We start from the raw sequence: 26,752 nt of genomic DNA on the forward strand, positions 1-26,752 counted from the left end.
AGTTCATTATGTCGGCGACTCAAAATTACGGCACTGGCCGTCGCAAGACCGCAACCGCACGCGTTTTCCTGCGTCCGGGTACTGGTAACATCTCCATCAACAACCGCTCCCTGGACTCGTTCTTCGGCCGCGAAACTGCCCGCATGGTAGTTCGTCAGCCGCTGGAACTGACCGAGACTGTCGAGAAGTTCGACATCTACGTCACTGTCATCGGTGGTGGTGTAAGTGGTCAGGCTGGCGCAATCCGCCACGGCATCACTCGCGCTCTGATGGACTACGACGAAACCCTGCGTAGCGCTCTGCGCAAAGCTGGCTTCGTTACTCGCGACGCTCGTGAAGTTGAACGTAAGAAAGTTGGTCTGCGTAAAGCGCGTAAGCGTCCGCAGTACTCGAAGCGTTAATTCGTTTCCACGTTCAAAAAAGAACGCCCGATTCCTCACGGAACCGGGCGTTTTTTTATGCCTGCGATTTATTAAAGAATTGCGCTGTGACAACTTGCCACATTCGTAGACCCCCTATACTACAAGGCTTGAGGGTGGGAGCCCCGGGTAATTCCCTTGTCAGAATTGGGGCTTTTCATTACCATCTCGGCAAAATTTTTATAAGTAACATTGATTTATTTAGTAGATGCCTGATTTAACAGGCCACAAAGCTGATGGGAGAGGACTGAATGAGCAATGACGGCGTGAATGCAGGCCGGCGTCGCTTCTTGGTAGCAGCCACATCCGTGGTGGGTGCTGCAGGAGCGGTGGGGGCTGCGGTCCCGTTCGTGGGGTCATGGTTTCCCAGTGCCAAGGCGAAAGCCGCCGGTGCACCGGTGAAAGTGAATGTCAGCAAGATCGAGCCAGGACAGCAGATGATTGCCGAATGGCGCGGTCAGCCGGTGTTCATTGTCCGCCGTACTGCGGAAATCCTGGGGAATCTCAAGAAGATCGAGGGCCAGCTCTCCGATCCGACTTCCAAAAACTCCACGCAACCTACTTATGTCGATCCTGAAGTGCGCTCGATCAAGCCGGAAATCCTGCTGCTGATCGGGATCTGCACTCACCTGGGTTGCTCTCCCACCTTCCGTCCCGAAGTGGCGCCTGCGGACTTGGGTAAAGACTGGGTCGGCGGCTATTTCTGCCCTTGCCACGGTTCCCACTACGATCTGGCTGGCCGCGTCTACAAGTCGCAACCCGCGCCTTTGAACCTGCCAGTTCCCCCGCATTCCTATGAGACCGATGACCTGATTGTCATTGGCGTCGATACGGAGAAAGCGTGATGAGCAAGTTCATGGATTGGGTGGATGCGCGCTTCCCGGCGACCAAAATGTGGGAAGACCATCTCAGCAAGTATTACGCGCCAAAAAACTTCAACTTCTTCTATTTCTTCGGCTCGCTGGCACTGCTGGTGCTGGTCAACCAGATCGTCACCGGTGTTTGGCTGACGATGAGCTACACCCCGTCGGCAGAAGAGGCGTTCGCTTCCGTCGAGTACATCATGCGCGACGTCGAGTACGGCTCGATCCTGCGTCTGCTGCACTCCACCGGCGCTTCGGCGTTCTTCATCGTGGTTTATCTGCACATGTTCCGGGGCCTGCTCTACGGTTCGTACCAGAAACCGCGTGAGCTCGTCTGGGTGTTCGGCATGCTGATCTACCTGGCGCTGATGGCTGAGGCCTTCATGGGTTATCTGCTGCCTTGGGGGCAGATGTCCTACTGGGGTGCCCAGGTGATCATCTCGCTGTTCGGTGCGATTCCGGTGATCGGCAACGACCTGACCCAGTGGATTCGGGGTGACTACCTGATCTCCGGAATCACTCTGAACCGCTTCTTCGCACTGCACGTCGTGGCGCTGCCGATCGTGATTCTCGGTCTGGTGGTGTTGCACATTCTGGCGCTGCACGAAGTCGGTTCGAACAACCCGGATGGCGTCGACATCAAGAAGCACAAAGACGAAAACGGTGTCCCGCTGGACGGCATTGCCTTCCACCCGTACTACACCGTGAAAGACATCGTCGGTGTGGTGTTGTTCCTGTTCATCTTCTGCTTTATCGTGTTCTTCTTCCCGGAAATGGGCGGCTACTTCCTCGAAAAGCCAAACTTTGAGCAAGCCAACCCGTTCAAGACGCCTGAGCACATTGCCCCGGTCTGGTACTTCACGCCGTTCTACGCGATCTTGCGTGCGATCCCGGACAAACTCATGGGCGTGATCGCCATGGGGGCCTCGATTGCCATGCTGTTCGTGCTGCCGTGGCTGGACCGCAGTCCGATCAAATCGATGCGCTACAAAGGCTGGATGAGCAAAATCTGGCTGCTGGTGTTCTGCATTTCCTTCGTGATCCTCGGCATTCTGGGCGTACTGGCCCCGACGCCCGAGCGCACGCTGGTGTCGCAGATTTGCACCTTCCTGTACTTCGCCTACTTCATTCTGATGCCGTTCTACACCAGGCTCGAGAAGACCAAACCGGTTCCGGAAAGGGTGACTGGCTGATGAAAAAGTTATTTTTTGCTCTGATTTTTGCTGCGCTGCCTGTGCTGTCTTTCGCCGCCGAACACGGTGGTCCGGAGCTGGAAAAAGTCGACATCGACGTGTCCGATAAAGCTGCCCTGCAGGACGGTGCGCGCACCTTTGCCAACTATTGCATGGGTTGCCACAGTGCCAAGTTCCAGCGTTACGAACGGGTGGCCGATGACCTCGGCATTCCCCACGACATGATGCTCGAGAAGCTGGTGTTCACCGGCGCCAAGATCGGCGACCACATGAACATCGGCATGCAGCCGGCAGACGCCAAGACTTGGTTCGGTGCGGCACCGCCGGACCTGACCCTGGTGGCGCGCGTGCGTGGCACCGACTGGCTCTATGGTTATCTGCGCTCGTTCTACGAAGATCCGGCGCGTCCCTGGGGCGTGAACAACAAGGTCTTCCCAAACGTCGGCATGCCTAACGTGCTGGTCGGCCTGCAAGGTCGTCAGGTGGTGGGCTGCAAGCAAGTGCAGATCGTCGAGGACGGCAAGAAGCAATACGATCCGCTGACCGGTACGCCGCTGACTCATGAAGCGTGCGATCAGTTGACCATCGTGCCGAAAACCGGTGCTCTGAACGAAGAGCAGTTCGATGAGAAGGTCAAGAATCTGGTAACCTTCCTGGCTTACTCGGCTAACCCGGTTAAGCTGCAACATCAGCGCATCGGTACTTACGTCTTGCTGTATCTGGCGTTCTTCTTTGTGTTCGCCTACCTGCTCAAGCGTGAATACTGGAAAGACGTGCACTGATACGCTTCAAGCATTGCTGTTAATCGCGCGCGCCCAAGGGCGCCTCCGATAACGCAATGTCTGGTTCGCCAGGCATTGCGGGAGGCGCCCTCTGGGCGCGCGCGTTTTTCCGGTTCCAATCATTTCAACAAGCGAGGAGGATCGCCATGGGCGTGACCAATCGGTTGGCCTGTTACTCCGACCCCGCCGACCACTATTCCCACCGAGTGCGCATCGTGCTTGCAGAGAAGGGTGTCAGCGCCGAAATCATTTACGTGGAAGCTGGCCGCCAGCCGCCTAAACTGATTGAGGTGAACCCTTACGGCAGTCTCCCGACACTGGTCGATCGCGACCTGGCGTTGTGGGAGTCGACCGTGGTGATGGAATATCTGGATGAGCGTTACCCGCATCCGCCACTGATGCCGGTTTACCCGGTGGCGCGTGCCAACAGCCGTCTGCTGATTCACCGTATTCAGCGCGACTGGTGTGGTCTGGTGGATCTGATTCTGGATCCGAAAACCAAGGAAGCCGCGCGTGTCGTGGCACGCAAGGAATTGCGTGAAAGCCTGACGGGCGTGTCGCCGTTGTTTGCCGACAAGCCGTTTTTCCTCAGTGAGGAACAAAGTCTGGTGGATTGCTGCCTATTGCCAATACTCTGGCGTTTGCCGATTCTGGGGATTGAACTGCCGCGGCCGGCCAAGCCGCTGCTTGATTATATGGAGCGCCAGTTTGCGCGTGAGGCTTTCCAGGCGAGTCTGTCTGGCGTCGAACGCGATATGCGCTAAGGCTTAAGGAGCCGCTATGAACTCCAGTCGACCTTATCTGGTCCGCGCGCTCTACGAGTGGATTGTGGATAACGATTGCACCCCGCACATGCTGGTCAATTCCGAATACCCGGCAGTGCAGGTGCCGCAAGGTTTCGCCAGCGACGGGCAGATTGTCCTGAACATTTCGCCCAGTGCCGTGCGGCACTTGCACATGGACAACGACGTGGTGACCTTTGAGGGTCGCTTCGGTGGCGTTCCGCATAGTCTCTATGTGCCAATCAGCGCGATTCTGGGCATCTACGCCCGGGAGAACGGGCAGGGCATGGTGTTCGATCTCGAGTCGCCGATGGATGACGAAGACGATATCGAGCCCGATGACGACTTGCCGCCACCGGGCAGCGAGCCGCCGCGACCAAGCGGCCGGCCAAGCTTGAAAGTGGTGAAGTAATAAAAAAGGCGATCCGGATGGATCGCCTTTTTTGTATCTGCTCGTCGCGTATCAGTCGATGTATTCGAACAGCTTCACGATCTTCTGCACGCCGGCAACGCCTTGCACCAGGTTGGTTGCCTGTTGTGCTTCCTGTTTGGTCAGCAGGCCCAGCAGGTAAACGATACCGTTCTCGGTCACGACCTTGATGCGCGAGCCGGGAATGCTGGCGTCGGTCAGCATCTGGGTCTTGATCTTGGTGGTCAGCCAGGCGTCGTTCTGGCGAGCGAGGAAGCTTGAAGGTGCAATCACTTGCAGTTCGTTGTGCACTTTCTTCACGCGCTGCACGTTGGCGGCGGCCTGTTCGGCCTTGGCCTTGAGGTCTTCGCGCGGAGTCTGGCCGGCGAGCAGCACCACGCCGTTGAAGCTGGTGACGACGATATGCGAGTCCTTGTCCAGGCCGGGGTCGGCCTTGGCCACGTTGACGCCGACTTTGGTCTCGATCAGCGAGTCGTCGATTTTGCTGCCGAAGGTTCGGGTGCCGCGGTCGTCTTCAATCGGCGCTTCACGGCTGGCATTCACCACCGAGGTGCAGCCGCTGATGCCGAGGCACAGGGTCAAGGCCAGAAGGCCAAGGCGATTAGGGGTCATTCTTCACTCCCGAACAGTTGGCTGTCGATCAGATCGCAGAGGCAATGGATCGCCAGCAGATGGACTTCCTGAATACGTGCAGTGACATGGGCCGGTACGCGAATCTCGACATCTTCAGGCAGCAGCAGTGAAGCCATGCCGCCGCCATCGCGGCCAGTCAAAGCTACGACAACCATTTCGCGATCATGTGCGGCCTGGATCGCTTGAATAATGTTTGCCGAGTTGCCGCTGGTCGAGATCGCCAGCAATACATCGCCGGGTTGACCCAATGCGCGGATCTGCTTGGAGAACACTTCGTTGTAGCTGTAGTCGTTGGCGATCGAGGTGATGGTCGAGCTATCGGTGGTCAGAGCGATGGCCGGCAGGCTCGGGCGTTCACGCTCGAAGCGGTTGAGCAGCTCGGAGGAGAAGTGCTGGGCGTCGCCGGCAGAGCCGCCGTTGCCGCACGAAAGCATTTTGCCTTCGTTGAGCAGGGCGTTGACCATGATCTGGCTGGCTTGCTCGATGTGCGGTGCAAGTACGTCCATCGCCTGTTGCTTGGTGTCGATACTGGCCTGGAAAAGCTGGCGAATTCGGGATTGCATGTCCATCTGTGTGACCTTAAGTAGCGCGGCTGTTCGGCACGTGAATGTGCAGCCCGCAAAGCAAAGAGCAAAAATTGTCGGTGAAAGTGTCCGGGGTGGTGTGCAGAGAATCAACCATCGAACGCATTCTGCAACCAGTTCAACTGATCCGGGTGCCTGTCGATGGCCACCACGTCGAAGCGGCAAGGGGAATCGGCCCAGCGTGACTCGCGCTGAAGGAAATGCTGTGCGGCGAAAATCAGCTTCTGCCGTTTGCGCTCATCGATGCTAGCGAGCGCGCCACCCCATTGAGTGTTTTTTCTGTAGCGGACTTCGACGAATACTACTGTATCGCCATCAAGCATGACCAGATCAAGCTCGCCCCGTTTGCATGACCAGTTCTGCGCCAGCAGGCGCAGACCCTGGTGTTGCAGATGCTCGAGCGCCTGGCGCTCGGCATCTTTACCGCTTTGCAGGTGCGAGCCGTCGGGCATCAGCGCGGGGTGTCCGGCAGGCGTTGAACCTGACCATTGACGAACTGCGCCCATGGCAACTGACGCACTACGCGTTGGGTCTGGGTCATGCCCAGGCTACCCGACTGACCTTCGATGCGGCTGTCCGGCAGCGCCTTCAACTGACCCAGGCGCGGCGCCAGACGGTAGGCGTCGACGCCCATGGCGTAAAGGCGACCCAGGCTGCCGGCCGCTTGCGGCCATTGCGCGGTGACTTGCTGACGCAGCGGGTCATTGGCTTCCAGCAACCATGGGGTTTCGCAGAAGCGCACGCCGTTCATGTCGTTGTACTGGTTCACATCGCCGCTGGCGCTGTACACGTGGGAGGTTGCGTACACAGGAACATCACCCGCGTACTGGAAGTTCAGGGTCGGCTTGATCTGCTGCGCTTGCTGCGGGGTGGCTGCCAGGAAGATGAACTCGATGTCCTGGCGACGCGACGGCTGAGCGGCGACATTGGTGCCAGCAGCGTTTTGCAGGCTCTTGGCGCGGGCTTCGCTTTGACGCAGCTGGAACATGTCAGCGATCTGCTGGGCCAGTTGCACTGGCTGATCAACGCGTTCGGTGGCAACGATGCTGCCGCCATTGGCCTGCCAGTCCTGGCTGAACGCACGCAATACGCGGTCGCCCCATTCGCCTTTCGGCACCATGATCGCCGCGCGATGCAGGCCGTCGGCGCGGGCGCGACGCGAAACTTCGCGAGCTTCGTCTTCAGCCGCCAGACCGAACTGGAACAGTTGCGCCGGACCTTGATCGCCTTCGCTGTAGTTCAGCGCGAGGGTGGTGATTGGCAGTTGCGGACGGGTGCTCAATTGCTTGACCAGCGGTTTTTCCAGCGGGCCGACCACCAGTTGCACGCCATCGGCCTGGGCCTTGCGGTAGAACTCGTCCATCGAGGTCAGTTTGGAGCTGTCGTAAAACTCGATGGCGGGTGGCTTCTGACCGGCCTGTTGTGCTTGATAGTGCGCCGCCATGAAGCCTTCACGCAGCGCTTTACCGACTGAGGCCAGTGGGCCGTCTTGCGGCAGCAGCAGGGCAATCTTGCTCAGGGGCTGGCTGGCCAGTTCCTTGAGTTTGGTCAGTGGCAGCGGCAGGTTGATTGCTGCTGGGTGCTTTGGATTCTGTGCGCGCCAGGCATCGATCGCCGCTTGCTGCTGTTCCAGGGTGCCGGCGGTTTTCACAGCCAGGGCCAGGCCCATCCAGCCGCCGAGATCGTCGGCGGTGTTGGGTTGCAGTTGATCGGTAGGCAGCGAAGCGATCAAAGTCCAGATGGCTTCGTGGTTCTTGCTCGCGGCTTCGCCTTTGAGCATTGGAGCGATGAAGATGCGCTCACGAGCGGCTGCCAGGGTCTGGCCGTCGGCTTCCAGTGCGCGGGCGTGCACGGTGCCGGTGCGAACTTGCTGATCTTCCGGCATTTCGCTCAGGTGCTGCAGGCTCGGATGGCTCAGAGCGGTCAGCGCAGCTTTAGGCTGATTACGCGTCATTGCCAGCTCAGCGGACAAGGTGCTGGCGAAGATCTGCTGGCCTGGCTTCAACTGCTCCATCGGCACTTGTTGCAGGATCTGCGCGGACTGGCCGGCATTGCCCTGGCGATAAGCGAGGTCTGCCGCGCTCAAGCGCAACAGCGCGGCTTTTTCCGGCGTCTTGGCCTGGGTAGCCTGTTCGAGCAGTTGCTCGATGCTGGCATCCGGAGTCCGTGGAAGTTCGCCAAGGCTGGAGGAGGGGGAGCTGGCGCAGGCCGCCAATAAGGCAGCGAGGCAGAGGGCAGTGAACAGCCGCAGGCAAGCGATCATGTAAGTGTTCCTGATACTCGATCAAATTAGCGTGGAATTGTACCCAAGCGCTGGCCGGGGCGCGATGTTACTGGCGTGAAACCGTCAATTTAGCTGAAGCAAATGTTGCGGCATCGCACAAAGACGCGCAAAACCGGCGTCGGCCGGAACGCATCGCAAGCCTCGTGACGCGTTACAATGCCGGCTTTTACCGATCATGAGGTGTGCGCTTTGACTGCTCCAGGTCCTTTGAATTCCGCTGCTGGCTCGCTTTATGTGGTGGCGACGCCCATCGGCAACCTGGACGACATCAGCGCCCGGGCTCTGAAAATCCTCCGCGAAGTGGCATTGATCGCCGCCGAAGACACGCGGCACTCGGCACGTTTGATGCAGCACTTCGGCATTGCCACGCCGCTGGCCGCGTGCCATGAACATAACGAACGTGATGAAGGTAGCCGCTTTATTACCCGTTTGCTGGCAGGCGATAACGTCGCGCTGATATCTGATGCCGGGACACCGCTGATTTCAGATCCGGGTTATCACCTCGTGCGTCAGGCGCGGGCGGCGGGCATCAATGTGGTGCCGGTGCCGGGTGCCTGTGCGTTGATCGCAGCGCTGTCGGCGGCGGGGCTGCCCTCCGACCGGTTCATTTTTGAAGGCTTCCTGCCGGCCAAGTCGGCAGGGCGCAAGGCGCGCCTGGAATCGGTAAAGGAAGAGCCACGCACGCTGATTTTCTACGAGGCCCCGCATCGCATTCTCGAGTGCCTGCAGGACATGGAAGCGGTGTTCGGTGGCGAGCGTCAGGCGTTGCTGGCCCGGGAAATCACCAAGACCTTCGAGACGCTCAAAGGCTTGCCGCTGGCTGAGTTGCGGGCGTTTGTCGAGTCCGACAGCAATCAGCAGCGCGGCGAGTGCGTGGTGCTGGTCGCGGGCTGGTCTGCACCGCAGTCCGAGGACGCGGTCAGCAGCGAGGCGATGCGCGTCCTCAACCTGCTGCTCGAAGAGATGCCGCTCAAGCGCGCTGCCGCCCTGGCCGCGCAAATCACCGGTGAGCGCAAAAACGTGCTGTATCAGGTCGCACTGGAACAGCAGAAGGGCGAGTAACCCGTCGCGCAGACGGGTTTCACGGCTATTAGCGCTTGTTCTTCGGGCGCTCTGCCGTTAACCTGCGCGGCGGAGAGTCGATCGGACAGTCGCTGCCCTCTATGAAAATTAGAGGGGGGAGGAAAGTCCGGGCTCCATAGGGCGAAGTGCCAGGTAATGCCTGGGAGGCGTGAGCCTACGGAAAGTGCCACAGAAAATAACCGCCTAAGCGCTTCGGCGCCGGTAAGGGTGAAAAGGTGCGGTAAGAGCGCACCGCACGTCTGGCAACAGTTCGTGGCTAGGTAAACCCCACTTGGAGCAAGACCAAATAGGGTCCCAAGGCGTGGCCCGCGCTGGGACCGGGTAGGTTGCTAAAGATGTCCAGTGATGGCCATCGTAGACGAATGACTGTTCAAGACAGAACCCGGCTTACAGATCGACTCTCCACCTTTTTCTTTCCCTGCTTGAATCAATGGCATCAGGGCTGGTTATTATCGGCAGGCCTGCGCTAAAGTCCGGCAGCGGCAAATGCAGTAATAGCCATTTCCCACCTTGCTTCAATCAACAGCAGAAGCGCTTTTGTAATACCGAAAAAATCTTACTCTTAACAAATCACTTTAACTTCCGAGCGCAGCTTTCAGTGCTGCATCAAGTTATTGGTCAAAAGTATCCGCCAAATTGTCGTTGCCCCTCCTTTTAAGCTCCTAAATCTCCGTTCTGTAAGGGTTTTCCTTTAATCCGCGCCTTGACGGTGTGGTGGGCGCATTCCTATAGTGTGCGCAAGTGGCGGAAAGTGGCATGAAGTGGGTTTTTTGAGCTCAAAACGATAAAAATTGGAGAAACGCTGACGTGTTTCGCGGAGCTAACGCTATCAGTCTCGATGCTAAGGGCCGTCTCGCCATGCCGAGCCGGTACCGTGACGAGCTCGTTTCGCGTAGTTCCGGCCAGTTGATCGTGACCATTGATGCCGTTGATCCGTGCCTGTGTGTCTACCCGCTCGACGAGTGGGAAATTATTGAAACCAAGTTGCGTGCGCTCCCTTCGCTGCGAGAAGAGAACCGTCGCCTGCAGCGTTTATTGATTGGTAATGCCGTCGACCTCGAACTCGACGGCAGTGGTCGTTTTCTGGTTCCACCGCGTCTGCGCGAATACGCAAAGCTTGATAAGAAAGCGATGCTGGTGGGCCAACTGAACAAGTTCCAATTGTGGGACGAGGATGCATGGAACGCGGTGTCTGCCGCTGACCTTGCTGCTATTCAACAACCGGGCGCCATGCCTGACGAACTGCGTGATTTGATCCTGTGACTATTGATAGCGGCTTTAACCACATCACCGTACTGCTTGACGAAGCCGTCGAGGCTCTCGCCGTACGTCCTGATGGCTGCTATCTGGACGGTACGTTCGGGCGCGGCGGGCACAGTCGGCTGATCCTCAGCCAGCTCGGGCCGGACGGCCGGCTGATCGGATTCGACAAGGATCCTCAAGCGATTGCCACCGGGCAAACGCTAGCGGCCGAAGACGGCCGCTTTGTCGTTGTGCAGCGCAGCTTTGCCGAACTGGGTTCGGTGGTTGCCGAGCAGGGTCTGAGCGGCAAGGTCAGCGGCATCCTGCTCGATCTCGGCGTGTCGTCGCCGCAACTGGATGACGCCGAGCGCGGCTTCAGTTTCCTCAATGACGGCCCGCTGGACATGCGCATGGATCCGTCCCGTGGCATCAGCGCCGCCGAATTCGTCAACACCGCGCCCGTGGAAGAAATCGCCCGGGTGTTCAAGGAATACGGCGAAGAACGTTTCTCCGGGCGCATGGCCCGTGCCGTGGCCGAGCGCCGCGACATCAAGCCATTCGAGCGCACCGCCGATCTGGCGGAAGTTCTGAAAGTTGCCAACCCGGCGTGGGAGAAGGGCAAGAACCCGGCGACCCGTGCGTTCCAGGGTTTGCGTATTCACGTCAACAACGAACTGGGCGATCTGGAAGCCGGCCTTGAAGCCGCACTGGATGCTCTGGAAGTCGGTGGCCGTCTGGTGGTCATCAGCTTCCACTCGCTGGAAGACCGCATCGTCAAACTGTTCATGCGCAAACTGGTGAAAGGCGAAGCCGACAACCTGCCGCGCAACCTGCCTGTGCGCCACGTGGCGTTCGAACCGAAAATCAAAATCCATGGCAAAGCGCAGACGGCCTCCGACGCCGAGCTCAAAGCCAACCCACGTTCCCGTAGCGCTGTCATGCGTGTCGCGGAGAAGTTGCGGTGAGCAAGCTTTTCGCCAAGCCCCTGCCGGGCGGCAGCTTTATCATGCTGCTGCTGTTTGTCGGCGTGCTCGTGTCGGCCATCGGCGTGTCTTACAGCGCGCACTGGAACCGGCAGTTGCTTAACACCCTTTACAACGAACTCAGCGTGCGCGACAAGGCGCAGGCCGAGTGGGGGCGCCTGATTCTCGAGCAAAGCACCTGGACTGCGCACAGCCGCATCGAAGTGCTGGCCACCGAACAATTGAAAATGCACATTCCGGGCGCGGCTGACGTGAAGATGGTGGCGCCATGATGAAACTCGAAGGCGCACTCTTCCCGTGGCGCTTCCGCCTGATGGTGGCTCTGCTCGGCGTGATGGTCGCGGCGATCTGCTGGCGCATCATCGACCTGCAAGTGGTTGACCGTGACTTCCTCAAGGGGCAGGGCGACGCACGCAGTCTCCGTCACATCCCGATTCCTGCTCACCGTGGTCTGATCACCGACCGTAACGGCGAGCCGTTGGCCGTGAGTACCCCGGTGACGACGCTGTGGGCCAACGCCAAGGAAATGCAGACGGCCAAAGAGAAGTGGCCGGCACTGGCCGCGGCGCTGGGGCAGGATCCGAAAGCCCTGGCCGAACGTCTCGAAGCTCAGGCCAACAAAGAATTCATTTACCTGGTGCGCGGGCTGACCCCTGAGCAGGGCCAGGCTGTGCTCGACCTGAAAGTGCCGGGCGTTTACGGCATCGAAGAATTCCGCCGCTTCTACCCGGCCGGTGAAGTCACCGCGCACATGGTCGGCTTTACCGACATTGACGATCACGGGCGCGAAGGCGTCGAGCTGGCCTACGACGAGTGGCTGGCCGGGGTGCCGGGCAAGCGGCAAGTCATCAAGGATCGGCGCGGTCGGCTGATCAAGGATGTCCAGGTCACCAAGAACGCCAAGGCCGGCAAGCCCTTGGCGTTGTCGATTGACCTGCGTCTGCAATACCTGGCCAACCGCGAGCTGCGCAACGCGATCATCGAGAACGGCGCCAAGGCTGGCAGCCTGGTGATCATGGACGTGAAGACCGGCGAGATTCTCGCCATGGTCAACCAGCCGACCTATAACCCGAACAACCGTCGTAACCTGCAGCCGGCGATGATGCGTAACCGCGCGATGATCGACGTGTTTGAGCCGGGTTCGACCATGAAAGCGATCTCGATGAGTGCCGCGATCGAATCCGGGCGCTGGAAACCGACCGACACAGTCGAGGTGTATCCAGGCTCGCTGCAGATCGGCAAGTACACGATCAAGGACGTGTCGAAGACCGAAGGTCCGGTACTCGACATGACCGGCATCCTGATCAATTCCAGTAACGTCGGCATGAGTAAGGTCGCGTTCGATATCGGCGGTGAGACCATTTACCGTCTCGCACAGAAAGTCGGACTCGGCCAGGACACCGGCCTGGGCTTTCCGGGCGAGCGCGTCGGCAACCTGCCGAACTACCGCGACTGGCGCAAAGCCGAAACCGCGACACTGTCTTATGGCTACGGTATTTCCGTGACCGCGATCCAACTGGTGCACGCATTCTCGGCGCTGGCCAACAACGGTCGTCTCGCACCGCTGACGCTGATCAAAACCGACAAGCCGCCGCAGACCACTCAGGTATTGCCGGAAGCGGTCGCGAAAACCATGCAAGGCATGCTGCAGCAAGTGATCGAAGCACCGCGCGGCGTGTTCCGTGCGCAGGTGCCGGCGTATCACGTGGCCGGCAAGTCGGGTACTGCACGTAAAACGTCGGTGGGCACCAAGGGCTACGCCGAAAACTCCTACCGCTCGCTGTTCGCCGGTTTCGGCCCGATGAGCGATCCGCGTTACGCCATCGTGGTGGTGATCGATGAACCGTCCAAGGCCGGTTACTTCGGTGGTCTGGTGTCGGCGCCGGTGTTCAGCCGTGTGATGTCCGGCACCCTGCGTCTGATGAACGTGACCCCGGACAACCTGCCGACTACCCAACAGGCCAACGCTACCCCGGTCGTTCCGCTGAAAGCCAATGGAGGGCGCGGCTGATGTCTCTGAGTCTGAACAAGATATTCCCCCACGCCGGCCATGATCTGTTGATCCGTGAATTGGCGCTGGACAGCCGCAACGTGCGCGCGGGCGACCTGTTCCTCGCCGTGCCCGGTGGCAAGTTCGATGGCCGTGCGCACATCGCCGATGCCTTGCAGCGCGGCGCGGCGGCAGTTGCTTACGAAGTGGAAGGCGCCACCGTGCTGCCGATCACCGAAGTACCGTTGATTCCGGTCAAAGGCCTGGCGGCGCAGCTGTCCGACATCGCCGGGCGCTTTTATGGCGAGCCGAGCCATCACTTGAACCTGATCGGTGTTACCGGCACCAATGGCAAAACCAGCGTGACCCAACTGGTCGCGCAGGCACTCGATCTGCTTGGTCAGCATTGCGGCATCGTTGGTACGCTGGGTTCCGGCTTCCATGGCGCGCTGGAAAGCGGCCTGCACACCACGCCGAATCCGATCGCCATGCAAGCCACTCTGGCCGACCTGAAAAAGGCCGGGGCCAAAGCCGTGGCCATGGAAGTGTCGTCCCACGGTCTGGATCAGGGCCGGGTCACTGCATTGGCGTTCGACGTCGCGGTGATGACCAACCTGTCCCGCGACCACCTGGATTATCACGGCACCATGCAGGCGTACGCCGAGGCCAAGGCCAAGCTGTTCGCCTGGAATGACCTGAAGTGCCGCGTGGTCAACCTCGACGACGATTTCGGTCGGCAGTTGGCCGGCGAAAAACGCGAGTCGCGTTTGATCAGTTACAGCCTGCTCGACAGCAGCGCCTATTTGTATGTCCGCGAAGCGCAGTTCGATGACCACGGCGTACGCGCCACGCTGGTCACGCCGCAGGGCGAACACCATCTGCGCAGCACGCTGCTCGGTCGTTTCAATCTGAGCAACGTGCTGGCGGCGGTCGGCGCCTTGCTCGGTCTGGATTATGCGCTCGACGAAATCCTCAAGGTGCTGCCGAAACTTGAAGGCCCGGCCGGGCGCATGCAGCGTCTGGGTGGCGGCACTCAGCCACTGGTGGTGGTCGATTACGCGCACACCCCGGATGCCCTGGAAAAAGTTCTGACCGCGCTGCGCCCACACGTCAAAGGCCAGTTGCTGTGCCTGTTCGGCTGTGGCGGTGACCGTGATCGCGGCAAGCGTCCGCTGATGGCCGAAGTGGTCGAGCGTCTGGCCGATCGCGTACTGGTCACCGATGACAACCCGCGCACCGAAGACCCGGCGCAGATTTTCGATGACATCCGCGCCGGTTTCACTGCTGTGGATAAAGTCACCTTCGTCGCCGGCCGTGGCCAGGCGATTGCCCAGCTGATCGCTGCTGCATCGGCCGATGACGTGATCGTGCTGGCCGGCAAAGGTCACGAGGACTATCAGGAAATCAACGGCGAGCGGCACGCTTTCTCCGATCTGGTCGAGGCCGATCATGCCCTCACCGCGTGGGAGGTGGCCCATGCTTAAGGCCCTGACATTGAGCGAACTGACCAACGTGCTCGACGCACGTCTGATCAGCAGCGATGCCAGTTTCGATGGCGTCAGTATCGACAGCCGTGCTATCACCGCTGGCCAACTGTTTATTGCCCTGACTGGCCCGCGCTTTGACGGTCATGACTACTTGAACGATGTCGCCGGCAAAGGCGCGGTGGCGGCATTGGTCGAGCGTGAAGTCGCCGACAGCACCTTGCCGCAACTGCTGGTCAAGGACACCCGTCAGGCCCTCGGCCAGTTGGGTGCACTGAACCGTGCCGCGTTCACCCAGCCCGTTGCGGCCATCACTGGCTCCAGCGGCAAGACCACGGTCAAGGAAATGCTCGCGAGCATCCTGCGTACCCGCGGTCCGGTGCTGGCGACTCGCGGCAATCTGAACAACGATCTCGGCGCACCGCTGACCCTGCTTGAACTGGCGCCGGAGCACACCGCCGCCGTGATCGAACTGGGCGCCTCGCGTCTGGGCGAAATCGCCTACACCGTCGGGCTGACCAAGCCGCACGTGGCGATCCTCAATAACGCTGGCACTGCCCATGTTGGCGAGTTCGGCGGGCCGGAAAAAATCGTCGAGGCCAAGGGCGAGATCATCGACGGTCTGGCGGCGGATGGTATTGCCGTGCTCAACCTCGACGACAAGGCCTTCGGAATCTGGAAACTCCGCGCCGGCGCACGCAAGGTGCTGACCTTCTCCCTGAGCAATCCGCAGGCAGATTTCTACGCCAGCGACCTGAGCACCGATGCCCGGGGTTGCCCGGCCTTCAACCTGCATACACCTGAAGGTGTGGAGCACGTTCAACTGAACCTGCTCGGCACCCATAACGTCGCCAACGCCATGGCTGCCGCCGCTGCCGCTCACGCCCTGGGCGTGTCGCTGTTCGGCATCGCCACCGGGCTTGGCGCGGTACAACCGGTCAAGGGCCGCACCGTCGCGCAACTGGCGAAGAACGGCATGCGCGTGATCGATGACACTTACAACGCAAACCCCACCTCCATGTGCGCTGCCGTTGATATACTCGCCGGCTTTTCCGGCCGCACCGTCCTGGTGCTCGGAGATATCGGCGAGTTGGGCGACTGGGCGGAGCAGGGGCACCGCGACGTGGGCGAGTACGCCCGGGGCAAGGTTTCCGCGCTTTACGCGGTCGGGCCGAACATGGTCCACGCCGTGAACGCATTCGGTAAAGAGGCGCATCACTTCGGTACGCAAGCCGAACTGATCCAGGCCCTCGACGCCGAGCAGGACACAAACACCACCATTTTGATCAAGGGTTCGCGCAGTGCAGCGATGGAAAACATCGTTGCGGCTCTGTGCGGGTCCAGTCTGGAGAAACATTAATGCTGCTGCTGCTAGCGGAGTATCTGCAACAGTTCTACAAAGGCTTCGCGGTCTTCCAGTACCTGACCCTGCGCGGGATCCTCGGTGTGCTGACCGCGCTGGTTTTGTCGCTGTGCTATGGCCCGTGGATGATCCGCACCCTGCAGAACCGTCAGATCGGCCAGTCCGTTCGTAACGACGGCCCGCAATCGCACCTGTCCAAGTCGGGTACGCCGACCATGGGCGGCGCGTTGATTCTGTCTTCCATCGGTGTCAGCACCCTGTTGTGGGCTGACCTGAGCAACCGCTACGTGTGGGTCGTTCTGCTGGTGACTCTGCTGTTCGGCGCCATCGGCTGGGTCGACGATTACCGCAAAGTGATCGAGAAGAACTCCCGTGGCTTGCCAAGCCGCTGGAAATATTTCTGGCAGTCGGTCTTTGGCCTGGGCGCAGCGATCTTCCTTTATATGACCGCGACCACGCCGGTGGAGACCACGCTGATCCTGCCGATGCTCAAGGACTACAGCATTCCGCTGGGCGCCGGCTTCATCGTGCTGACCTACTTCGTGATCGTCGGTTCGAGCAACGCGGTCAACCTGACCGACGGCCTCGACGGTCTGGCGATCATGCCAACCGTGATGGTCGGCGGCGGTCTGGGGATCTTCTGCTACCTGTCGGGTAACGTGAAATTCGCTGAATACCTGCTGATCCCTTACGTGCCGGGCGCGGGCGAACTGATCGTGTTCTGCGGCGCGCTGATCGGTGCCGGCCTCGGATTCCTCTGGTTCAACACTTACCCGGCGCAAGTGTTCATGGGCGATGTCGGTGCTCTGGCACTGGGCGCGGCACTGGGCACCATCGCAGTGATCGTCCGTCAGGAAATCGTCCTGTTCATCATGGGCGGAGTGTTCGTGATGGAAACCCTGTCGGTGGTTATCCAGGTTGCCTCTTTCAAGCTGACCGGTCGCCGTGTGTTCCGCATGGCACCGATTCACCACCACTTTGAACTCAAGGGCTGGCCCGAGCCACGCGTGATCGTCCGTTTCTGGATCATCACCGTGATTCTCGTGCTGATCGGCCTTGCCACCCTGAAGCTGAGGTAGAACGAGTGTCTCTGATCGCTTCTGACCACTTCCGCATCGTTGTCGGCCTCGGCAAGAGCGGCATGTCCCTGGTTCGCTTCCTGGCGAACCGGGGCGTGTCGTTTGCCGTCGCCGATACGCGGGACAATCCACCGGAACTGGCCACGCTCAAGCGTGACTATCCGCACGTGGAAGTGCGTTGTGGCGAGCTGGACGTCGAATTCCTGTGCCGTGCCGACGAGCTTTACGTGAGCCCCGGCCTGGCGCTGGCGACCCCGGCCCTGCAAGCCGCTGCCGCCCGTGGCGTGAAAATGGCCGGCGATATCGAGCTGTTCGCGCGTAACGCGCGGGCGCCGATCGTGGCCATCACCGGTTCCAACGCGAAAAGCACCGTCACCACTCTGGTCGGCGAGATGGCGGCTGCGGCCGGCAAACGCGTCGCGGTCGGCGGCAACCTCGGTACGCCAGCGCTGGAATTGCTCAGCGATGACGTCGAGCTGTACGTGATGGAGCTGTCGAGCTTCCAGCTGGAAACCACCGACCAGCTCAACGCTGAAGTGGCCACCGTGCTCAACATCAGCGAAGACCACATGGACCGCTACAGCGGCCTGCCGGCGTATCACCTGGCCAAGCACCGGATCTTCCGTGGTGCGAAGCAGTTCGTGGTCAACCGTCAGGATGCACTCAGCCGTCCGCTGATCGGCGAAGGCCAGCCTTGCTGGACCTTCGGCCTGAACAAACCGGATTTCAAGGCCTTCGGCCTGCGCGAAGAAGACGGCGAGAAATACCTGGCCTTCGAATTCCAGAACCTGATGCCGGTGCGCGAACTGAAAGTGCGCGGCGCGCATAACCAGGCCAACGCCCTCGCGGCGCTGGCGCTCGGCCATGCGGTCGGCTTGCCGTTCGACGCCATGCTTGATGCCCTGCGTAACTTCACCGGCCTCGAACACCGCTGCCAGTGGCTGCGTGATCTCGACGGCGTCGGTTACTACAACGATTCCAAGGCCACCAACGTCGGCGCCGCTCTGGCTGCCATCGAAGGCCTGGGTGCGGACATCGACGGCAAGGTCGTGCTGATCGCCGGTGGCGACGGCAAAGGCGCCGAGTTCAACGACCTGCGCGATCCGGTGGCGGCCAACTGCCGCGCCGTGATCCTGATGGGCCGCGACTCCGACAAGATCGGCGAGGCTATCGGCGATGCCGTGCCGCTGATTCGCGCGACCTCGCTGGTCGACGCCGTCGCGCAATGCCGCGCGGTCGCCCAGCCGGGTGACGTGGTGCTGCTGTCGCCCGCCTGCGCCAGTTTCGACATGTTCAAGAATTACGAAGACCGTGGTCACCAGTTCGTCCGCGCCGTGGAGGATCTGGCATGAGCCTGCGCAATATCATCAAGCCATACCCGTCGCCGATCATCACCGGGCGTGGCATCGACCTCGACTTCCCGATGCTCGCCGGTTGCCTGGCGCTGCTGGGCCTGGGCCTGATCATGATCGCCTCGGCTTCCACCGAAGTGGCGGCGGCGCAGTCGGGCAGCGCGCTGTATTACATGATTCGCCACCTGATCTACGTGGCGCTAGGCCTCGGCGCGTGCATCATCACCATGATGATTCCGATTGCCACCTGGCAGCGTCTGGGCTGGATGATGCTGATCGGCGCATTCGGTCTGCTGGTAATGGTGATCGTCCCGGGGATCGGCCGTGAAGTGAACGGGTCGATGCGCTGGATCGGTTTCAGCTTCTTCAACGTGCAGCCGTCCGAGATTGCCAAGGTGTTTGTGGTGATCTATCTCGCCGGTTATCTGGTGCGTCGGCAGAAAGAAGTGCGCGAGAGCTGGATGGGCTTCTTCAAGCCGTTCATCGTGCTGCTGCCGATGGCGGGTCTGTTGCTGATGGAGCCGGACTTCGGTGCCACCGTGGTAATGATGGGGGCTGCGGCGGCGATGCTGTTCCTCGGCGGAGTCGGGCTGTTCCGCTTCTCGCTGATGGTGGTTCTCGCAGTCGGGGCCGTGGTCTTGCTGATTCAGATGCAGCCGTACCGGATGGCGCGTCTGACCAACTTCGCCGACCCGTGGGCCGACCAGTTCGGCGCCGGTTATCAGTTGTCGCAGGCGTTGATTGCCTTCGGTCGCGGTGAGTGGCTGGGCGTTGGCCTGGGCAACAGCGTGCAGAAACAGTTCTACCTGCCTGAAGCGCATACCGACTTCGTGTTCTCGGTGCTGGCCGAAGAGCTGGGCGCCGTCGGTTCGCTGTGCACTGTCGCACTGTTCGTCTTCGTCTGTATTCGCGGCATGTACATCGGTTTGTGGGCCGAGAAGGCCAAGCAGTTCTTCGCCGCTTATGTGGCTTACGGTCTGTCGTTCCTGTGGATCGGTCAGTTCCTGATCAACATCGGCGTGAACGTCGGCCTGCTGCCGACCAAGGGCCTGACCCTGCCGTTCCTCAGTTATGGCGGCAGTTCTCTGGTGATCTGCTGTGCCTGCCTCGGCTTGTTGCTGAGGATCGAGTGGGAGAGTCGAACCCACCTGGGCAGTGAAGAGATGGAGTTCCATGAGAGCGACTTCGCCGAGGAGCCGAATCATGGGCGCTAACGTATTGATCATGGCCGGCGGCACCGGCGGCCACGTGTTCCCGGCGCTGTCCTGTGCCCGCGAATTCCAGGCGCGCGGCTACACCGTGCACTGGCTCGGCACGCCACGCGGAATCGAAAACGAACTGGTGCCGGCTGCAGGTCTGGAACTGCACCGCATCAATGCCACCGGGTTGCGTGGCAAGGGCAAGCTGTCGCTGCTCAAGGCACCGTTCATGTTGCTCAAGTCGGTGTGGCAGGCGCGGGCGGTGATTCGCAAGTTGCGTCCAGTCTGCGTGGTCGGCTTCGGTGGTTATGTGACCGGGCCTGGCGGGATTGCCGCGAAACTGGCCGGTGTGCCGGTGATCGTTCACGAGCAGAACGCCGTGGCCGGCACCGCCAATCGGTTGCTGGTGCCGTTCGCCGCCCGGGTGTGTGAAGCGTTCCCCGACACCTTTACTCTGTCGGACACCCGCCGTACCACCGGAAACCCGGTGCGCAGCGAGCTGTTCCTCGAAACATCGCGACCAGCCTTGGCGGGGCGCAAAGCGCGTTTGCTGATCCTCGGCGGAAGCCTGGGCGCAGAACCGTTGAACAAGTTGCTGCCTGAAGCCCTGGCGCAAGTACCTGCCGATTTGCGTCCGGAAGTGTTTCATCAGGCCGGCAAAAACCACGATGAAGTGACTGCAGAGCGCTACCGCGCCGCCGGCGTGGATGCGCAGGTGCAGCCCTTTATCAAAGACATGGCCCAGGCCTATGGCTGGGCTGACCTGGTGGTGTGCCGCGCTGGCGCGCTGACCATCAGTGAGCTGGCTGCCGTTGGTCTGCCCTCGATGCTGGTGCCTTTGCCCCACGCGATCGACGATCACCAGACCCGCAACGCCGATTATTTGGCCCGTGAAGGCGCAGCCTTCGTGATGCCGCAAAGAACGACTGGTGCCGCGGACCTTGCCGCGCGCCTGACAGAGGTCTTGATGCAACCGCAACGACTCGAAGAAATGGCCCAAGCGGCCCGCCGTCTGGCCAAACCCGATGCCACCCGTAGCGTGGTCGATACCTGCCTGGAGGTGGCCCATGGTTGAGAATCAGAAAGCCATGCCACAACCGGAAATGCGCCGCATCCGTCGCATCCACTTCGTCGGTATCGGCGGCGTTGGCATGTGCGGCATCGCTGAAGTGTTGCTGAACCTGGGCTATGAAGTGTCCGGTTCCGACCTGAAAGCGTCGCCGGTGACCGAGCGTCTGGAATCGTTCGGGGCGCACATCTATATCGGCCACCGCGCCGAGAACGCTGCGACCGCCGACGTGCTGGTGGTTTCCAGCGCTGTGAACACCTCCAACCCGGAAGTGGCGACCGCCCTTGAGCGTCGTATCCCGGTGGTACCGCGTGCCGAGATGCTCGCCGAGCTGATGCGCTATCGCCACGGCATCGCCGTCGCCGGCACCCACGGCAAAACCACCACCACCAGCCTGATCGCTTCGGTGTTCGCCGCTGGTGGTCTGGACCCGACCTTCGTCATCGGTGGCCGTCTGAATGCCGCGGGCACCAATGCCCAGCTCGGTACCAGCCGCTACCTGATCGCTGAAGCCGACGAAAGCGATGCGAGCTTCCTGCACCTGCAACCGCTGGTGGCCGTGGTCACCAACATCGACGCCGATCACATGGCGACCTACGACGGTGACTTCAACAAACTGAAGAAAACCTTCGTCGAGTTCCTGCACAACCTGCCGTTCTACGGTTTGGCGGTGATGTGCCTGGACGATCCGGTGGTGCGTGAAATCCTGCCGCTGGTCAAGCGTCCGACCGTGACCTACGGCTTCAGCGAAGACGCCGACGTGCGCGCGATCAATGTGCGTCAGCAAGGCATGCAGACCTTCTTCACCGTGCTGCGTCCTGATCGCGAGCCGCTCGATGTGTCGGTGAACATGCCGGGCAACCACAACGTGCTCAACTCGCTGGCGACCATCTGCATCGCCACCGACGAAGGCGTCAGCGACGAAGCCATCGTCCAAGGCCTGTCCGGGTTCCAGGGCGTTGGCCGACGCTTCCAGGTCTATGGCGAACTGCCGGTGGACGGCGGCAACGTGATGCTGGTCGACGACTACGGTCACCACCCGACCGAAGTCGCGGCCGTGATCAAAGCCGTGCGTGGTGGCTGGCCGGAGCGCCGTCTGGTGATGGTCTACCAGCCGCACCGTTACAGCCGCACCCGTGACCTGTACGACGATTTCGTCAATGTACTGGCCGATGCCAACGTGCTGTTGCTGATGGAAGTCTATCCGGCCGGCGAAGAGCCGATCCCGGGCGCGGACAGCCGCAAGCTGTGCAACAGCATCCGTCAGCGCGGTCAGCTCGACCCGATCTACATCGAGCGCGGTGTCGACCTCGCGCCGCTGGTCAAACCGCTGCTGCGTGCCGGCGACATCCTGCTGTGCCAGGGCGCCGGGGATATCGGCGGTCTCGCGCCGAAGCTGTTGAAAAGTGAATTGTTCGCCGGCGCCGTGGCTGCGTCGGTCGAGGGGAAGTTGAAATGACTGCTGCCTACGCCAACCTGTTCTCCACCATCGCGCCGAAAGATTTCGGGCGTGTCGCCGTGCTGTTCGGTGGCATGAGTGCCGAGCGTGAGGTTTCGCTGAAATCCGGTAACGCCGTGCTCGACGCGCTGCAAAGCGCGGGCGTGGACGCGTTCGGGATCGACGTCGGCGAGGATTTTCTGCAGCGTCTGCTGAATGAAAAGATCGACCGCGCGTTCATCATTCTCCACGGTCGTGGCGGTGAAGACGGCTCGATGCAGGGCCTGCTCGAATGCGCCGGTATTCCTTACACCGGCAGCGGCATCCTCGCTTCGGCACTGGCGATGGACAAACTGCGCACCAAGCAGGTCTGGCACAGCCTCGGGATTCCGACGCCGCGTCACGCCGTGCTGTGCAGCGAAGCCGATTGTATTTCCGCGGCGACGGAACTGGGCTTCCCTTTGATCGTCAAACCGGCGCATGAAGGTTCAAGTATCGGGATGGCCAAAGTGAGTTCTGCGTCCGAGTTGATCGACGCATGGAAAGCGGCCAGTACCTACGATTCGCAAGTCTTGGTTGAACAATGGATTCAAGGTCCGGAGTTCACCATCGCCACCCTGCGTGACCAGGTGTTGCCTCCTATCGCCCTGGGTACACCGCACACGTTCTACGACTACGACGCCAAGTACATCGCCAACGATACCCAGTACCGCATTCCGTGCGGGCTGGATGCCGCCAAGGAGCAGGAACTCATGGATCTCACGGCCAAGGCCTGTGAGGCGCTGGGTATTGCCGGTTGGGGCAGGGCGGACGTGATGCAGGACGCCGACGGACAGTTCTGGTTCCTGGAAGTGAACACCGCACCGGGCATGACCGATCACAGTCTGGTGCCGATGGCGGCCCGTGCTGCCGGTCTGGACTTCCAGCAACTGGTTCTGGCCATTCTGGCCGCCAGTGTTGAAGGCTCCGGTCATACAGAGGCGCGAGGTTAAGACCATGCAAGGCGCTCAGCTCAGACATCAGCCACCCGCACCCGGCCGCAAGCCGGTGCCGCGGGGTGCCAGCCGAATGGTGGCCAAAGAGCCGATGTCTGCGCGCCTGCCGAAAGCCAATTTCGGCTTTCTGAAAAGCCTGTTCTGGCCAGTGCTGCTGGTGGCGTTGGGGTTCGGTACCTACGAAGGCGCGCAGCGTTTGCTGCCGTATGCCGACCGGCCGATCACCAAGATCGCCGTGCAGGGCGACCTGAGCTACATCAGCCAGCAAGCGGTGCAGCAGCGAATCGCCCCGTACGTGGCGTCGAGCTTTTTCACCATTGATCTGGCCGGCATGCGCACCGAGCTTGAACAGATGCCGTGGATCGCCCACGCCGAAGTACGCCGGGTGTGGCCGGACCAGGTGGTGATCCGCCTCGAAGAGCAACTGCCCGTGGCCCGTTGGGGCGACGAGTCGCTGCTCAACAACCAGGGCCAGGCGTTCACGCCCAAGGAACTGGCGAACTACGAACACCTGCCACAGCTGTTCGGCCCACAACGGGCCCAGCAGCAAGTGATGCAGCAGTATCAGGTGCTGAGCCAGATGCTCCGGCCGCTGGGTTTCTCGATCGCGCGTCTGGAACTGCGTGAACGTGGCAGCTGGTTCCTGACCACCGGTGCCGGTAGCTCCGGCCCCGGCATCGAGCTGCTGCTGGGACGCGGCAACCTGGTGGAAAAGATGCGCCGCTTCATCGCCATCTATGACAAGACGCTTAAAGACCAGATTACGAACATTGCGCGCATCGATCTGCGCTACGCCAACGGCCTCGCTGTTGGCTGGCGGGAACCAGTAGCGCCGACGACAGCCCAACCCGCTGTCGCAAAGAATTAAGAAGAGGCAGGACCCATGGCAAACGTGCAAAGCGGCAAAATGATCGTCGGTCTGGATATCGGCACCTCCAAGGTGGTGGCGCTGGTAGGCGAGGTCGCGGACGACGGCACGCTGGAAATCGTCGGTATCGGTACTCACCCGTCCCGCGGCCTGAAGAAGGGCGTGGTGGTGAACATCGAGTCGACCGTGCAATCGATCCAGCGCGCGATCGAAGAAGCCCAACTGATGGCGGGCTGCCGCATTCACTCGGCGTTCGTCGGCGTGGCCGGCAATCACATCCGCAGCCTGAACTCCCACGGCATCGTGGCGATTCGTGACCGCGAAGTGAGCTCGGCTGACCTGGAGCGTGTACTTGACGCTGCCCAGGCCGTGGCGATCCCGGCTGACCAGCGCGTGCTGCACACCCTGCCGCAGGATTACGTGATCGATAACCAGGAAGGCGTCCGCGAGCCTCTGGGCATGTCCGGCGTGCGTCTGGAAGCCAAGGTTCACGTGGTCACCTGCGCCGTCAACGCCGCACAGAACATTGAAAAGTGCGTGCGTCGCTGCGGTCTGGAAATCGACGACATCATTCTCGAGCAACTGGCCTCGGCCTACTCGGTACTGACCGACGACGAAAAAGAGCTGGGCGTGTGCCTGGTCGACATCGGCGGCGGCACCACCGACATCGCGATCTTCACCGAAGGCGCGATCCGCCACACCGCGGTGATCCCGATTGCCGGTGATCAGGTGACCAACGACATCGCCATGGCGTTGCGCACCCCGACCCAGTACGCCGAAGAGATCAAGATCCGCTACGCCTGTGCCCTGGCCAAACTGGCCGGTGCCGGTGAAACCATCAAGGTGCCAAGCGTTGGCGACCGTCCACCGCGCGAACTGTCGCGTCAGGCCCTGGCCGAAGTGGTCGAGCCGCGTTACGACGAACTGTTCACCCTGATCCAGGCCGAACTGCGTCGCAGCGGCTACGAAGACCTGATCCCGGCGGGCATCGTCCTGACCGGCGGTACCTCGAAGATGGAAGGTGCCACCGAGCTCGCCGAGGAAATCTTCCACATGCCGGTGCGCCTGGGCGTGCCGCACGGCGTGAAAGGTCTGGATGACGTGGTGCGCAACCCGATTTATTCCACTGGCGTTGGCTTGCTGATGTACGGCCTGCAGAAGCAGTCCGACGGGATCTCGTTCTCGGGCATCGGCAGCCGCGACAGCTACAGCAACGATGAGCCACAGGCGCCGTTGCTGGACCGATTGAAGAAGTGGGTTCAAGGCAACTTCTAAAGCTTTACCGCAACACCGCTACAAAAATGCAGTAGGCGAAAAAACTAGAGAATGTAAGGAGAGGGAAAATGTTCGAACTCGTAGACAACATCCCCGCAAGCCCGGTAATCAAAGTTATCGGTGTTGGCGGTGGCGGCGGCAACGCTGTCAACCACATGGTCAAGAGCAACATCGAAGGCGTTGAATTCATCTGCGCCAACACTGATGCTCAAGCGCTGAAAAACATCGGCGCGCGCACCATCCTGCAACTGGGCACCGGTGTGACCAAAGGCCTGGGCGCCGGCGCCAACCCGGAAGTCGGCCGTCAGGCTGCGCTGGAAGATCGCGAGCGCATCGCTGAAGTGCTGGCCGGCACCAACATGGTGTTCATCACCACTGGCATGGGCGGCGGTACCGGTACCGGTGCTGCGCCGATCATCGCCGAAGTGGCCAAGGAAATGGGCATCCTGACGGTTGCGGTCGTGACCCGTCCGTTCCCGTTCGAAGGCCGCAAGCGTATGCAGATCGCCGACGAAGGCATCCGCATGCTCTCCGAAAGCGTCGATTCGCTGATCACCATTCCGAACGAGAAGCTGCTGACCATTCTCGGCAAAGACGCCAGCCTGCTGTCGGCGTTCGCCAAGGCTGACGACGTACTGGCCGGTGCCGTGCGCGGTATCTCCGACATCATCAAGCGTCCGGGCATGATCAACGTCGACTTCGCCGACGTGCGTACCGTGATGAGCGAAATGGGCATGGCGATGATGGGCACTGGCTGCGCCAGCGGTCCGAACCGTGCACGTGAAGCGACCGAAGCGGCCATCCGCAACCCGCTGCTGGAAGACGTGAACCTGCAAGGCGCACGCGGCATTCTGGTGAACATCACCGCCGGTCCTGACCTGTCCCTGGGTGAGTACTCCGACGTGGGTAGCATCATCGAAGCCTTCGCGTCCGAACACGCGATGGTCAAGGTCGGTACCGTGATCGATCCGGACATGCGCGACGAACTGCACGTTACTGTGGTTGCCACCGGTCTGGGCGCGAAAATCGAGAAGCCTGTGAAGGTCATCGACAACACCGTTCACACCTCCATGGCTTCCGCTCAGGTTCAACAACCGGCTCCTGCGCGTCAGGAAGCTCCGGCGGTGAACTACCGTGACCTGGACCGTCCGACCGTCATGCGCAACCAGGCTCAGGCCGGTGCTGCGACTGCCGCGAAGATGAACCCGCAGGACGATCTGGATTACCTGGACATCCCGGCATTCCTGCGTCGTCAGGCCGATTGATGGAATGTATCAGGGCTATGACGGTGATTGGTGTTCAGCAAAGGCTCGGTCTGCTATTATCGCCAGCCTTTGTTGATACCAGTTCGCAATTTGCGCT

Annotated in this window: 26 protein-coding genes and 1 other RNA gene; 23 read left to right on the forward strand and 4 right to left on the reverse strand. The window is 60.9% G+C overall.

The genetic code is table 11. The annotated features are described in order from the left end of the window. The first annotated feature begins 8 nt into the window (after positions 1 to 8). The 6 genes from rpsI to B1722_RS04865 all read left to right on the forward strand — a co-directional run bounded on the left by rpsI (position 9) and on the right by B1722_RS04865 (position 4,451). Positions 9 to 401: a 30S ribosomal protein S9 gene (gene rpsI, locus B1722_RS04840; RefSeq protein WP_007961615.1), complete on the forward strand. Its 393-nt coding sequence runs from the start codon at positions 9 to 11 to the stop codon at positions 399 to 401. 269 nt (positions 402 to 670) lie between these two features. Continuing rightward, positions 671 to 1,264: a ubiquinol-cytochrome c reductase iron-sulfur subunit gene (gene petA, locus B1722_RS04845; RefSeq protein WP_003228055.1), complete on the forward strand. Its 594-nt coding sequence runs from the start codon at positions 671 to 673 to the stop codon at positions 1,262 to 1,264. After that, positions 1,264 to 2,475 (forward strand): cytochrome bc complex cytochrome b subunit, encoded by a 1,212-nt coding sequence (locus B1722_RS04850; RefSeq protein WP_086791631.1) that lies wholly within the window; start codon positions 1,264 to 1,266, stop codon positions 2,473 to 2,475. Before petA ends, B1722_RS04850 begins: the two co-directional genes overlap by 1 nt. Next, the gene (locus B1722_RS04855) at positions 2,475 to 3,257 is read left to right on the forward strand and encodes a cytochrome c1 (RefSeq protein ID WP_007961619.1); all 783 of its coding nucleotides are present in this window, start codon (positions 2,475 to 2,477) and stop codon (positions 3,255 to 3,257) included. The genes B1722_RS04850 and B1722_RS04855 overlap by 1 nt, the downstream gene beginning before the upstream one ends. Positions 3,258 to 3,403: 146 nt before the next feature. Further along, positions 3,404 to 4,021: a glutathione S-transferase N-terminal domain-containing protein gene (locus B1722_RS04860; protein WP_003228048.1), complete on the forward strand. Its 618-nt coding sequence runs from the start codon at positions 3,404 to 3,406 to the stop codon at positions 4,019 to 4,021. A gap of 16 nt (positions 4,022 to 4,037) precedes the next feature. Further along, positions 4,038 to 4,451, forward strand: coding sequence for a ClpXP protease specificity-enhancing factor (locus B1722_RS04865; RefSeq protein WP_027612189.1), 414 nt, complete (start codon positions 4,038 to 4,040; stop codon positions 4,449 to 4,451). Between the two features lie 51 nt (positions 4,452 to 4,502). Here the strand turns inward: B1722_RS04865 and B1722_RS04870 are convergent, their stop codons facing one another. The 4 genes from B1722_RS04870 to B1722_RS04885 all read right to left on the reverse strand — a co-directional run bounded on the left by B1722_RS04870 (position 4,503) and on the right by B1722_RS04885 (position 7,949). Next, entirely contained in the window at positions 4,503 to 5,081 is a 579-nt protein-coding gene (locus B1722_RS04870; RefSeq protein ID WP_041073173.1) for a BON domain-containing protein, read from the reverse strand. After that, a complete protein-coding gene (locus B1722_RS04875; protein WP_025109297.1) occupies positions 5,078 to 5,671 on the reverse strand; it encodes a phosphoheptose isomerase in 594 nt (197 codons plus the stop codon). Before B1722_RS04875 ends, B1722_RS04870 begins: the two co-directional genes overlap by 4 nt. A gap of 104 nt (positions 5,672 to 5,775) precedes the next feature. Further along, complete coding sequence (locus tag B1722_RS04880) at positions 5,776 to 6,138, reverse strand: YraN family protein (RefSeq protein ID WP_041073170.1); 363 nt, start codon at positions 6,136 to 6,138, stop codon at positions 5,776 to 5,778. Continuing rightward, the gene (locus tag B1722_RS04885) at positions 6,138 to 7,949 is read right to left on the reverse strand and encodes a penicillin-binding protein activator (protein ID WP_041073162.1); all 1,812 of its coding nucleotides are present in this window, start codon (positions 7,947 to 7,949) and stop codon (positions 6,138 to 6,140) included. Before B1722_RS04885 ends, B1722_RS04880 begins: the two co-directional genes overlap by 1 nt. Before the next feature lie 177 nt (positions 7,950 to 8,126). Between B1722_RS04885 and rsmI the strand changes: the two genes are divergently transcribed. The 17 genes from rsmI to ftsZ all read left to right on the forward strand — a co-directional run bounded on the left by rsmI (position 8,127) and on the right by ftsZ (position 26,655). Beyond that, positions 8,127 to 9,032 (forward strand): 16S rRNA (cytidine(1402)-2'-O)-methyltransferase, encoded by a 906-nt coding sequence (gene rsmI / locus B1722_RS04890; protein WP_086791633.1) that lies wholly within the window; start codon positions 8,127 to 8,129, stop codon positions 9,030 to 9,032. A 73-nt stretch (positions 9,033 to 9,105) separates the two neighbouring features. Further along, an RNA gene (gene rnpB, locus B1722_RS04895) (RNase P RNA component class A) lies at positions 9,106 to 9,459 on the forward strand. A 401-nt stretch (positions 9,460 to 9,860) separates the two neighbouring features. Continuing rightward, positions 9,861 to 10,316 (forward strand): division/cell wall cluster transcriptional repressor MraZ, encoded by a 456-nt coding sequence (gene mraZ, locus B1722_RS04900; RefSeq protein WP_003228026.1) that lies wholly within the window; start codon positions 9,861 to 9,863, stop codon positions 10,314 to 10,316. After that, the gene (gene rsmH / locus B1722_RS04905; RefSeq protein WP_041073160.1) at positions 10,313 to 11,260 is read left to right on the forward strand and encodes a 16S rRNA (cytosine(1402)-N(4))-methyltransferase RsmH; all 948 of its coding nucleotides are present in this window, start codon (positions 10,313 to 10,315) and stop codon (positions 11,258 to 11,260) included. Before mraZ ends, rsmH begins: the two co-directional genes overlap by 4 nt. Further along, positions 11,257 to 11,550: a cell division protein FtsL gene (ftsL, locus tag B1722_RS04910; protein ID WP_041073157.1), complete on the forward strand. Its 294-nt coding sequence runs from the start codon at positions 11,257 to 11,259 to the stop codon at positions 11,548 to 11,550. The genes rsmH and ftsL overlap by 4 nt, the downstream gene beginning before the upstream one ends. After that, complete coding sequence (locus B1722_RS04915; protein ID WP_174376919.1) at positions 11,550 to 13,289, forward strand: penicillin-binding protein 2; 1,740 nt, start codon at positions 11,550 to 11,552, stop codon at positions 13,287 to 13,289. Before ftsL ends, B1722_RS04915 begins: the two co-directional genes overlap by 1 nt. Next, a complete protein-coding gene (locus B1722_RS04920; RefSeq protein ID WP_047296423.1) occupies positions 13,289 to 14,752 on the forward strand; it encodes a UDP-N-acetylmuramoyl-L-alanyl-D-glutamate--2,6-diaminopimelate ligase in 1,464 nt (487 codons plus the stop codon). Before B1722_RS04915 ends, B1722_RS04920 begins: the two co-directional genes overlap by 1 nt. After that, complete coding sequence (murF, locus tag B1722_RS04925; RefSeq protein WP_086791635.1) at positions 14,745 to 16,112, forward strand: UDP-N-acetylmuramoyl-tripeptide--D-alanyl-D-alanine ligase; 1,368 nt, start codon at positions 14,745 to 14,747, stop codon at positions 16,110 to 16,112. Before B1722_RS04920 ends, murF begins: the two co-directional genes overlap by 8 nt. Further along, on the forward strand, positions 16,112 to 17,194 hold the full coding sequence (gene mraY, locus B1722_RS04930; RefSeq protein WP_025109289.1) for a phospho-N-acetylmuramoyl-pentapeptide-transferase: 1,083 nt from the start codon (positions 16,112 to 16,114) through the stop codon (positions 17,192 to 17,194). The genes murF and mraY overlap by 1 nt, the downstream gene beginning before the upstream one ends. A 5-nt stretch (positions 17,195 to 17,199) precedes the next feature. Further along, entirely contained in the window at positions 17,200 to 18,546 is a 1,347-nt protein-coding gene (murD, locus tag B1722_RS04935; RefSeq protein WP_007961632.1) for a UDP-N-acetylmuramoyl-L-alanine--D-glutamate ligase, read from the forward strand. After that, entirely contained in the window at positions 18,543 to 19,760 is a 1,218-nt protein-coding gene (gene ftsW, locus B1722_RS04940) for a putative lipid II flippase FtsW (protein ID WP_003228018.1), read from the forward strand. The genes murD and ftsW overlap by 4 nt, the downstream gene beginning before the upstream one ends. Then, positions 19,750 to 20,820, forward strand: a complete 1,071-nt coding sequence (gene murG, locus B1722_RS04945; RefSeq protein WP_027612180.1) for an undecaprenyldiphospho-muramoylpentapeptide beta-N-acetylglucosaminyltransferase — start codon at positions 19,750 to 19,752, stop codon at positions 20,818 to 20,820. Before ftsW ends, murG begins: the two co-directional genes overlap by 11 nt. Continuing rightward, a complete protein-coding gene (murC, locus tag B1722_RS04950) occupies positions 20,813 to 22,273 on the forward strand; it encodes a UDP-N-acetylmuramate--L-alanine ligase (RefSeq protein WP_007961634.1) in 1,461 nt (486 codons plus the stop codon). Before murG ends, murC begins: the two co-directional genes overlap by 8 nt. Continuing rightward, a complete protein-coding gene (locus B1722_RS04955; RefSeq protein ID WP_086791637.1) occupies positions 22,270 to 23,244 on the forward strand; it encodes a D-alanine--D-alanine ligase in 975 nt (324 codons plus the stop codon). The genes murC and B1722_RS04955 overlap by 4 nt, the downstream gene beginning before the upstream one ends. A gap of 4 nt (positions 23,245 to 23,248) precedes the next feature. Continuing rightward, positions 23,249 to 24,115, forward strand: coding sequence for a cell division protein FtsQ/DivIB (locus tag B1722_RS04960; RefSeq protein ID WP_041073143.1), 867 nt, complete (start codon positions 23,249 to 23,251; stop codon positions 24,113 to 24,115). Between the two features lie 15 nt (positions 24,116 to 24,130). After that, positions 24,131 to 25,390, forward strand: coding sequence for a cell division protein FtsA (ftsA, locus tag B1722_RS04965; protein WP_003228014.1), 1,260 nt, complete (start codon positions 24,131 to 24,133; stop codon positions 25,388 to 25,390). 68 nt (positions 25,391 to 25,458) lie between these two features. Beyond that, positions 25,459 to 26,655, forward strand: coding sequence for a cell division protein FtsZ (gene ftsZ / locus B1722_RS04970; protein ID WP_003228013.1), 1,197 nt, complete (start codon positions 25,459 to 25,461; stop codon positions 26,653 to 26,655). The last annotated feature ends 97 nt before the right edge of the window (positions 26,656 to 26,752 follow it).

Source organism: Pseudomonas sp. SCPG-7 (assembly GCF_002156405.1).
In the GTDB taxonomy this organism is placed as follows: domain Bacteria; phylum Pseudomonadota; class Gammaproteobacteria; order Pseudomonadales; family Pseudomonadaceae; genus Aquipseudomonas; species Aquipseudomonas parakoreensis.

What these genes read in the sequence shown, in the direction of transcription:
- rpsI (WP_007961615.1), top strand. Translation starts at nt 9, where the DNA reads ATGTCGGCGACTCAAAATTACGGCACTGGCCGTCGCAAGACCGCAACC.
- petA (WP_003228055.1), top strand. Translation starts at nt 671, where the DNA reads ATGAGCAATGACGGCGTGAATGCAGGCCGGCGTCGCTTCTTGGTAGCA.
- B1722_RS04850 (WP_086791631.1), top strand. Translation starts at nt 1,264, where the DNA reads ATGAGCAAGTTCATGGATTGGGTGGATGCGCGCTTCCCGGCGACCAAA.
- B1722_RS04855 (WP_007961619.1), top strand. Translation starts at nt 2,475, where the DNA reads ATGAAAAAGTTATTTTTTGCTCTGATTTTTGCTGCGCTGCCTGTGCTG.
- B1722_RS04860 (WP_003228048.1), top strand. Translation starts at nt 3,404, where the DNA reads ATGGGCGTGACCAATCGGTTGGCCTGTTACTCCGACCCCGCCGACCAC.
- B1722_RS04865 (WP_027612189.1), top strand. Translation starts at nt 4,038, where the DNA reads ATGAACTCCAGTCGACCTTATCTGGTCCGCGCGCTCTACGAGTGGATT.
- B1722_RS04870 (WP_041073173.1), bottom strand. Translation starts at nt 5,081, where the DNA reads ATGACCCCTAATCGCCTTGGCCTTCTGGCCTTGACCCTGTGCCTCGGC.
- B1722_RS04875 (WP_025109297.1), bottom strand. Translation starts at nt 5,671, where the DNA reads ATGGACATGCAATCCCGAATTCGCCAGCTTTTCCAGGCCAGTATCGAC.
- B1722_RS04880 (WP_041073170.1), bottom strand. Translation starts at nt 6,138, where the DNA reads ATGCCCGACGGCTCGCACCTGCAAAGCGGTAAAGATGCCGAGCGCCAG.
- B1722_RS04885 (WP_041073162.1), bottom strand. Translation starts at nt 7,949, where the DNA reads ATGATCGCTTGCCTGCGGCTGTTCACTGCCCTCTGCCTCGCTGCCTTA.
- rsmI (WP_086791633.1), top strand. Translation starts at nt 8,127, where the DNA reads ATGCCGGCTTTTACCGATCATGAGGTGTGCGCTTTGACTGCTCCAGGT.
- B1722_RS04915 (WP_174376919.1), top strand. Translation starts at nt 11,550, where the DNA reads ATGAAACTCGAAGGCGCACTCTTCCCGTGGCGCTTCCGCCTGATGGTG.
- B1722_RS04920 (WP_047296423.1), top strand. Translation starts at nt 13,289, where the DNA reads ATGTCTCTGAGTCTGAACAAGATATTCCCCCACGCCGGCCATGATCTG.
- murF (WP_086791635.1), top strand. Translation starts at nt 14,745, where the DNA reads ATGCTTAAGGCCCTGACATTGAGCGAACTGACCAACGTGCTCGACGCA.
- mraY (WP_025109289.1), top strand. Translation starts at nt 16,112, where the DNA reads ATGCTGCTGCTGCTAGCGGAGTATCTGCAACAGTTCTACAAAGGCTTC.
- ftsW (WP_003228018.1), top strand. Translation starts at nt 18,543, where the DNA reads ATGAGCCTGCGCAATATCATCAAGCCATACCCGTCGCCGATCATCACC.
- murG (WP_027612180.1), top strand. Translation starts at nt 19,750, where the DNA reads ATGGGCGCTAACGTATTGATCATGGCCGGCGGCACCGGCGGCCACGTG.
- murC (WP_007961634.1), top strand. Translation starts at nt 20,813, where the DNA reads ATGGTTGAGAATCAGAAAGCCATGCCACAACCGGAAATGCGCCGCATC.
- B1722_RS04955 (WP_086791637.1), top strand. Translation starts at nt 22,270, where the DNA reads ATGACTGCTGCCTACGCCAACCTGTTCTCCACCATCGCGCCGAAAGAT.
- B1722_RS04960 (WP_041073143.1), top strand. Translation starts at nt 23,249, where the DNA reads ATGCAAGGCGCTCAGCTCAGACATCAGCCACCCGCACCCGGCCGCAAG.
- ftsA (WP_003228014.1), top strand. Translation starts at nt 24,131, where the DNA reads ATGGCAAACGTGCAAAGCGGCAAAATGATCGTCGGTCTGGATATCGGC.
- ftsZ (WP_003228013.1), top strand. Translation starts at nt 25,459, where the DNA reads ATGTTCGAACTCGTAGACAACATCCCCGCAAGCCCGGTAATCAAAGTT.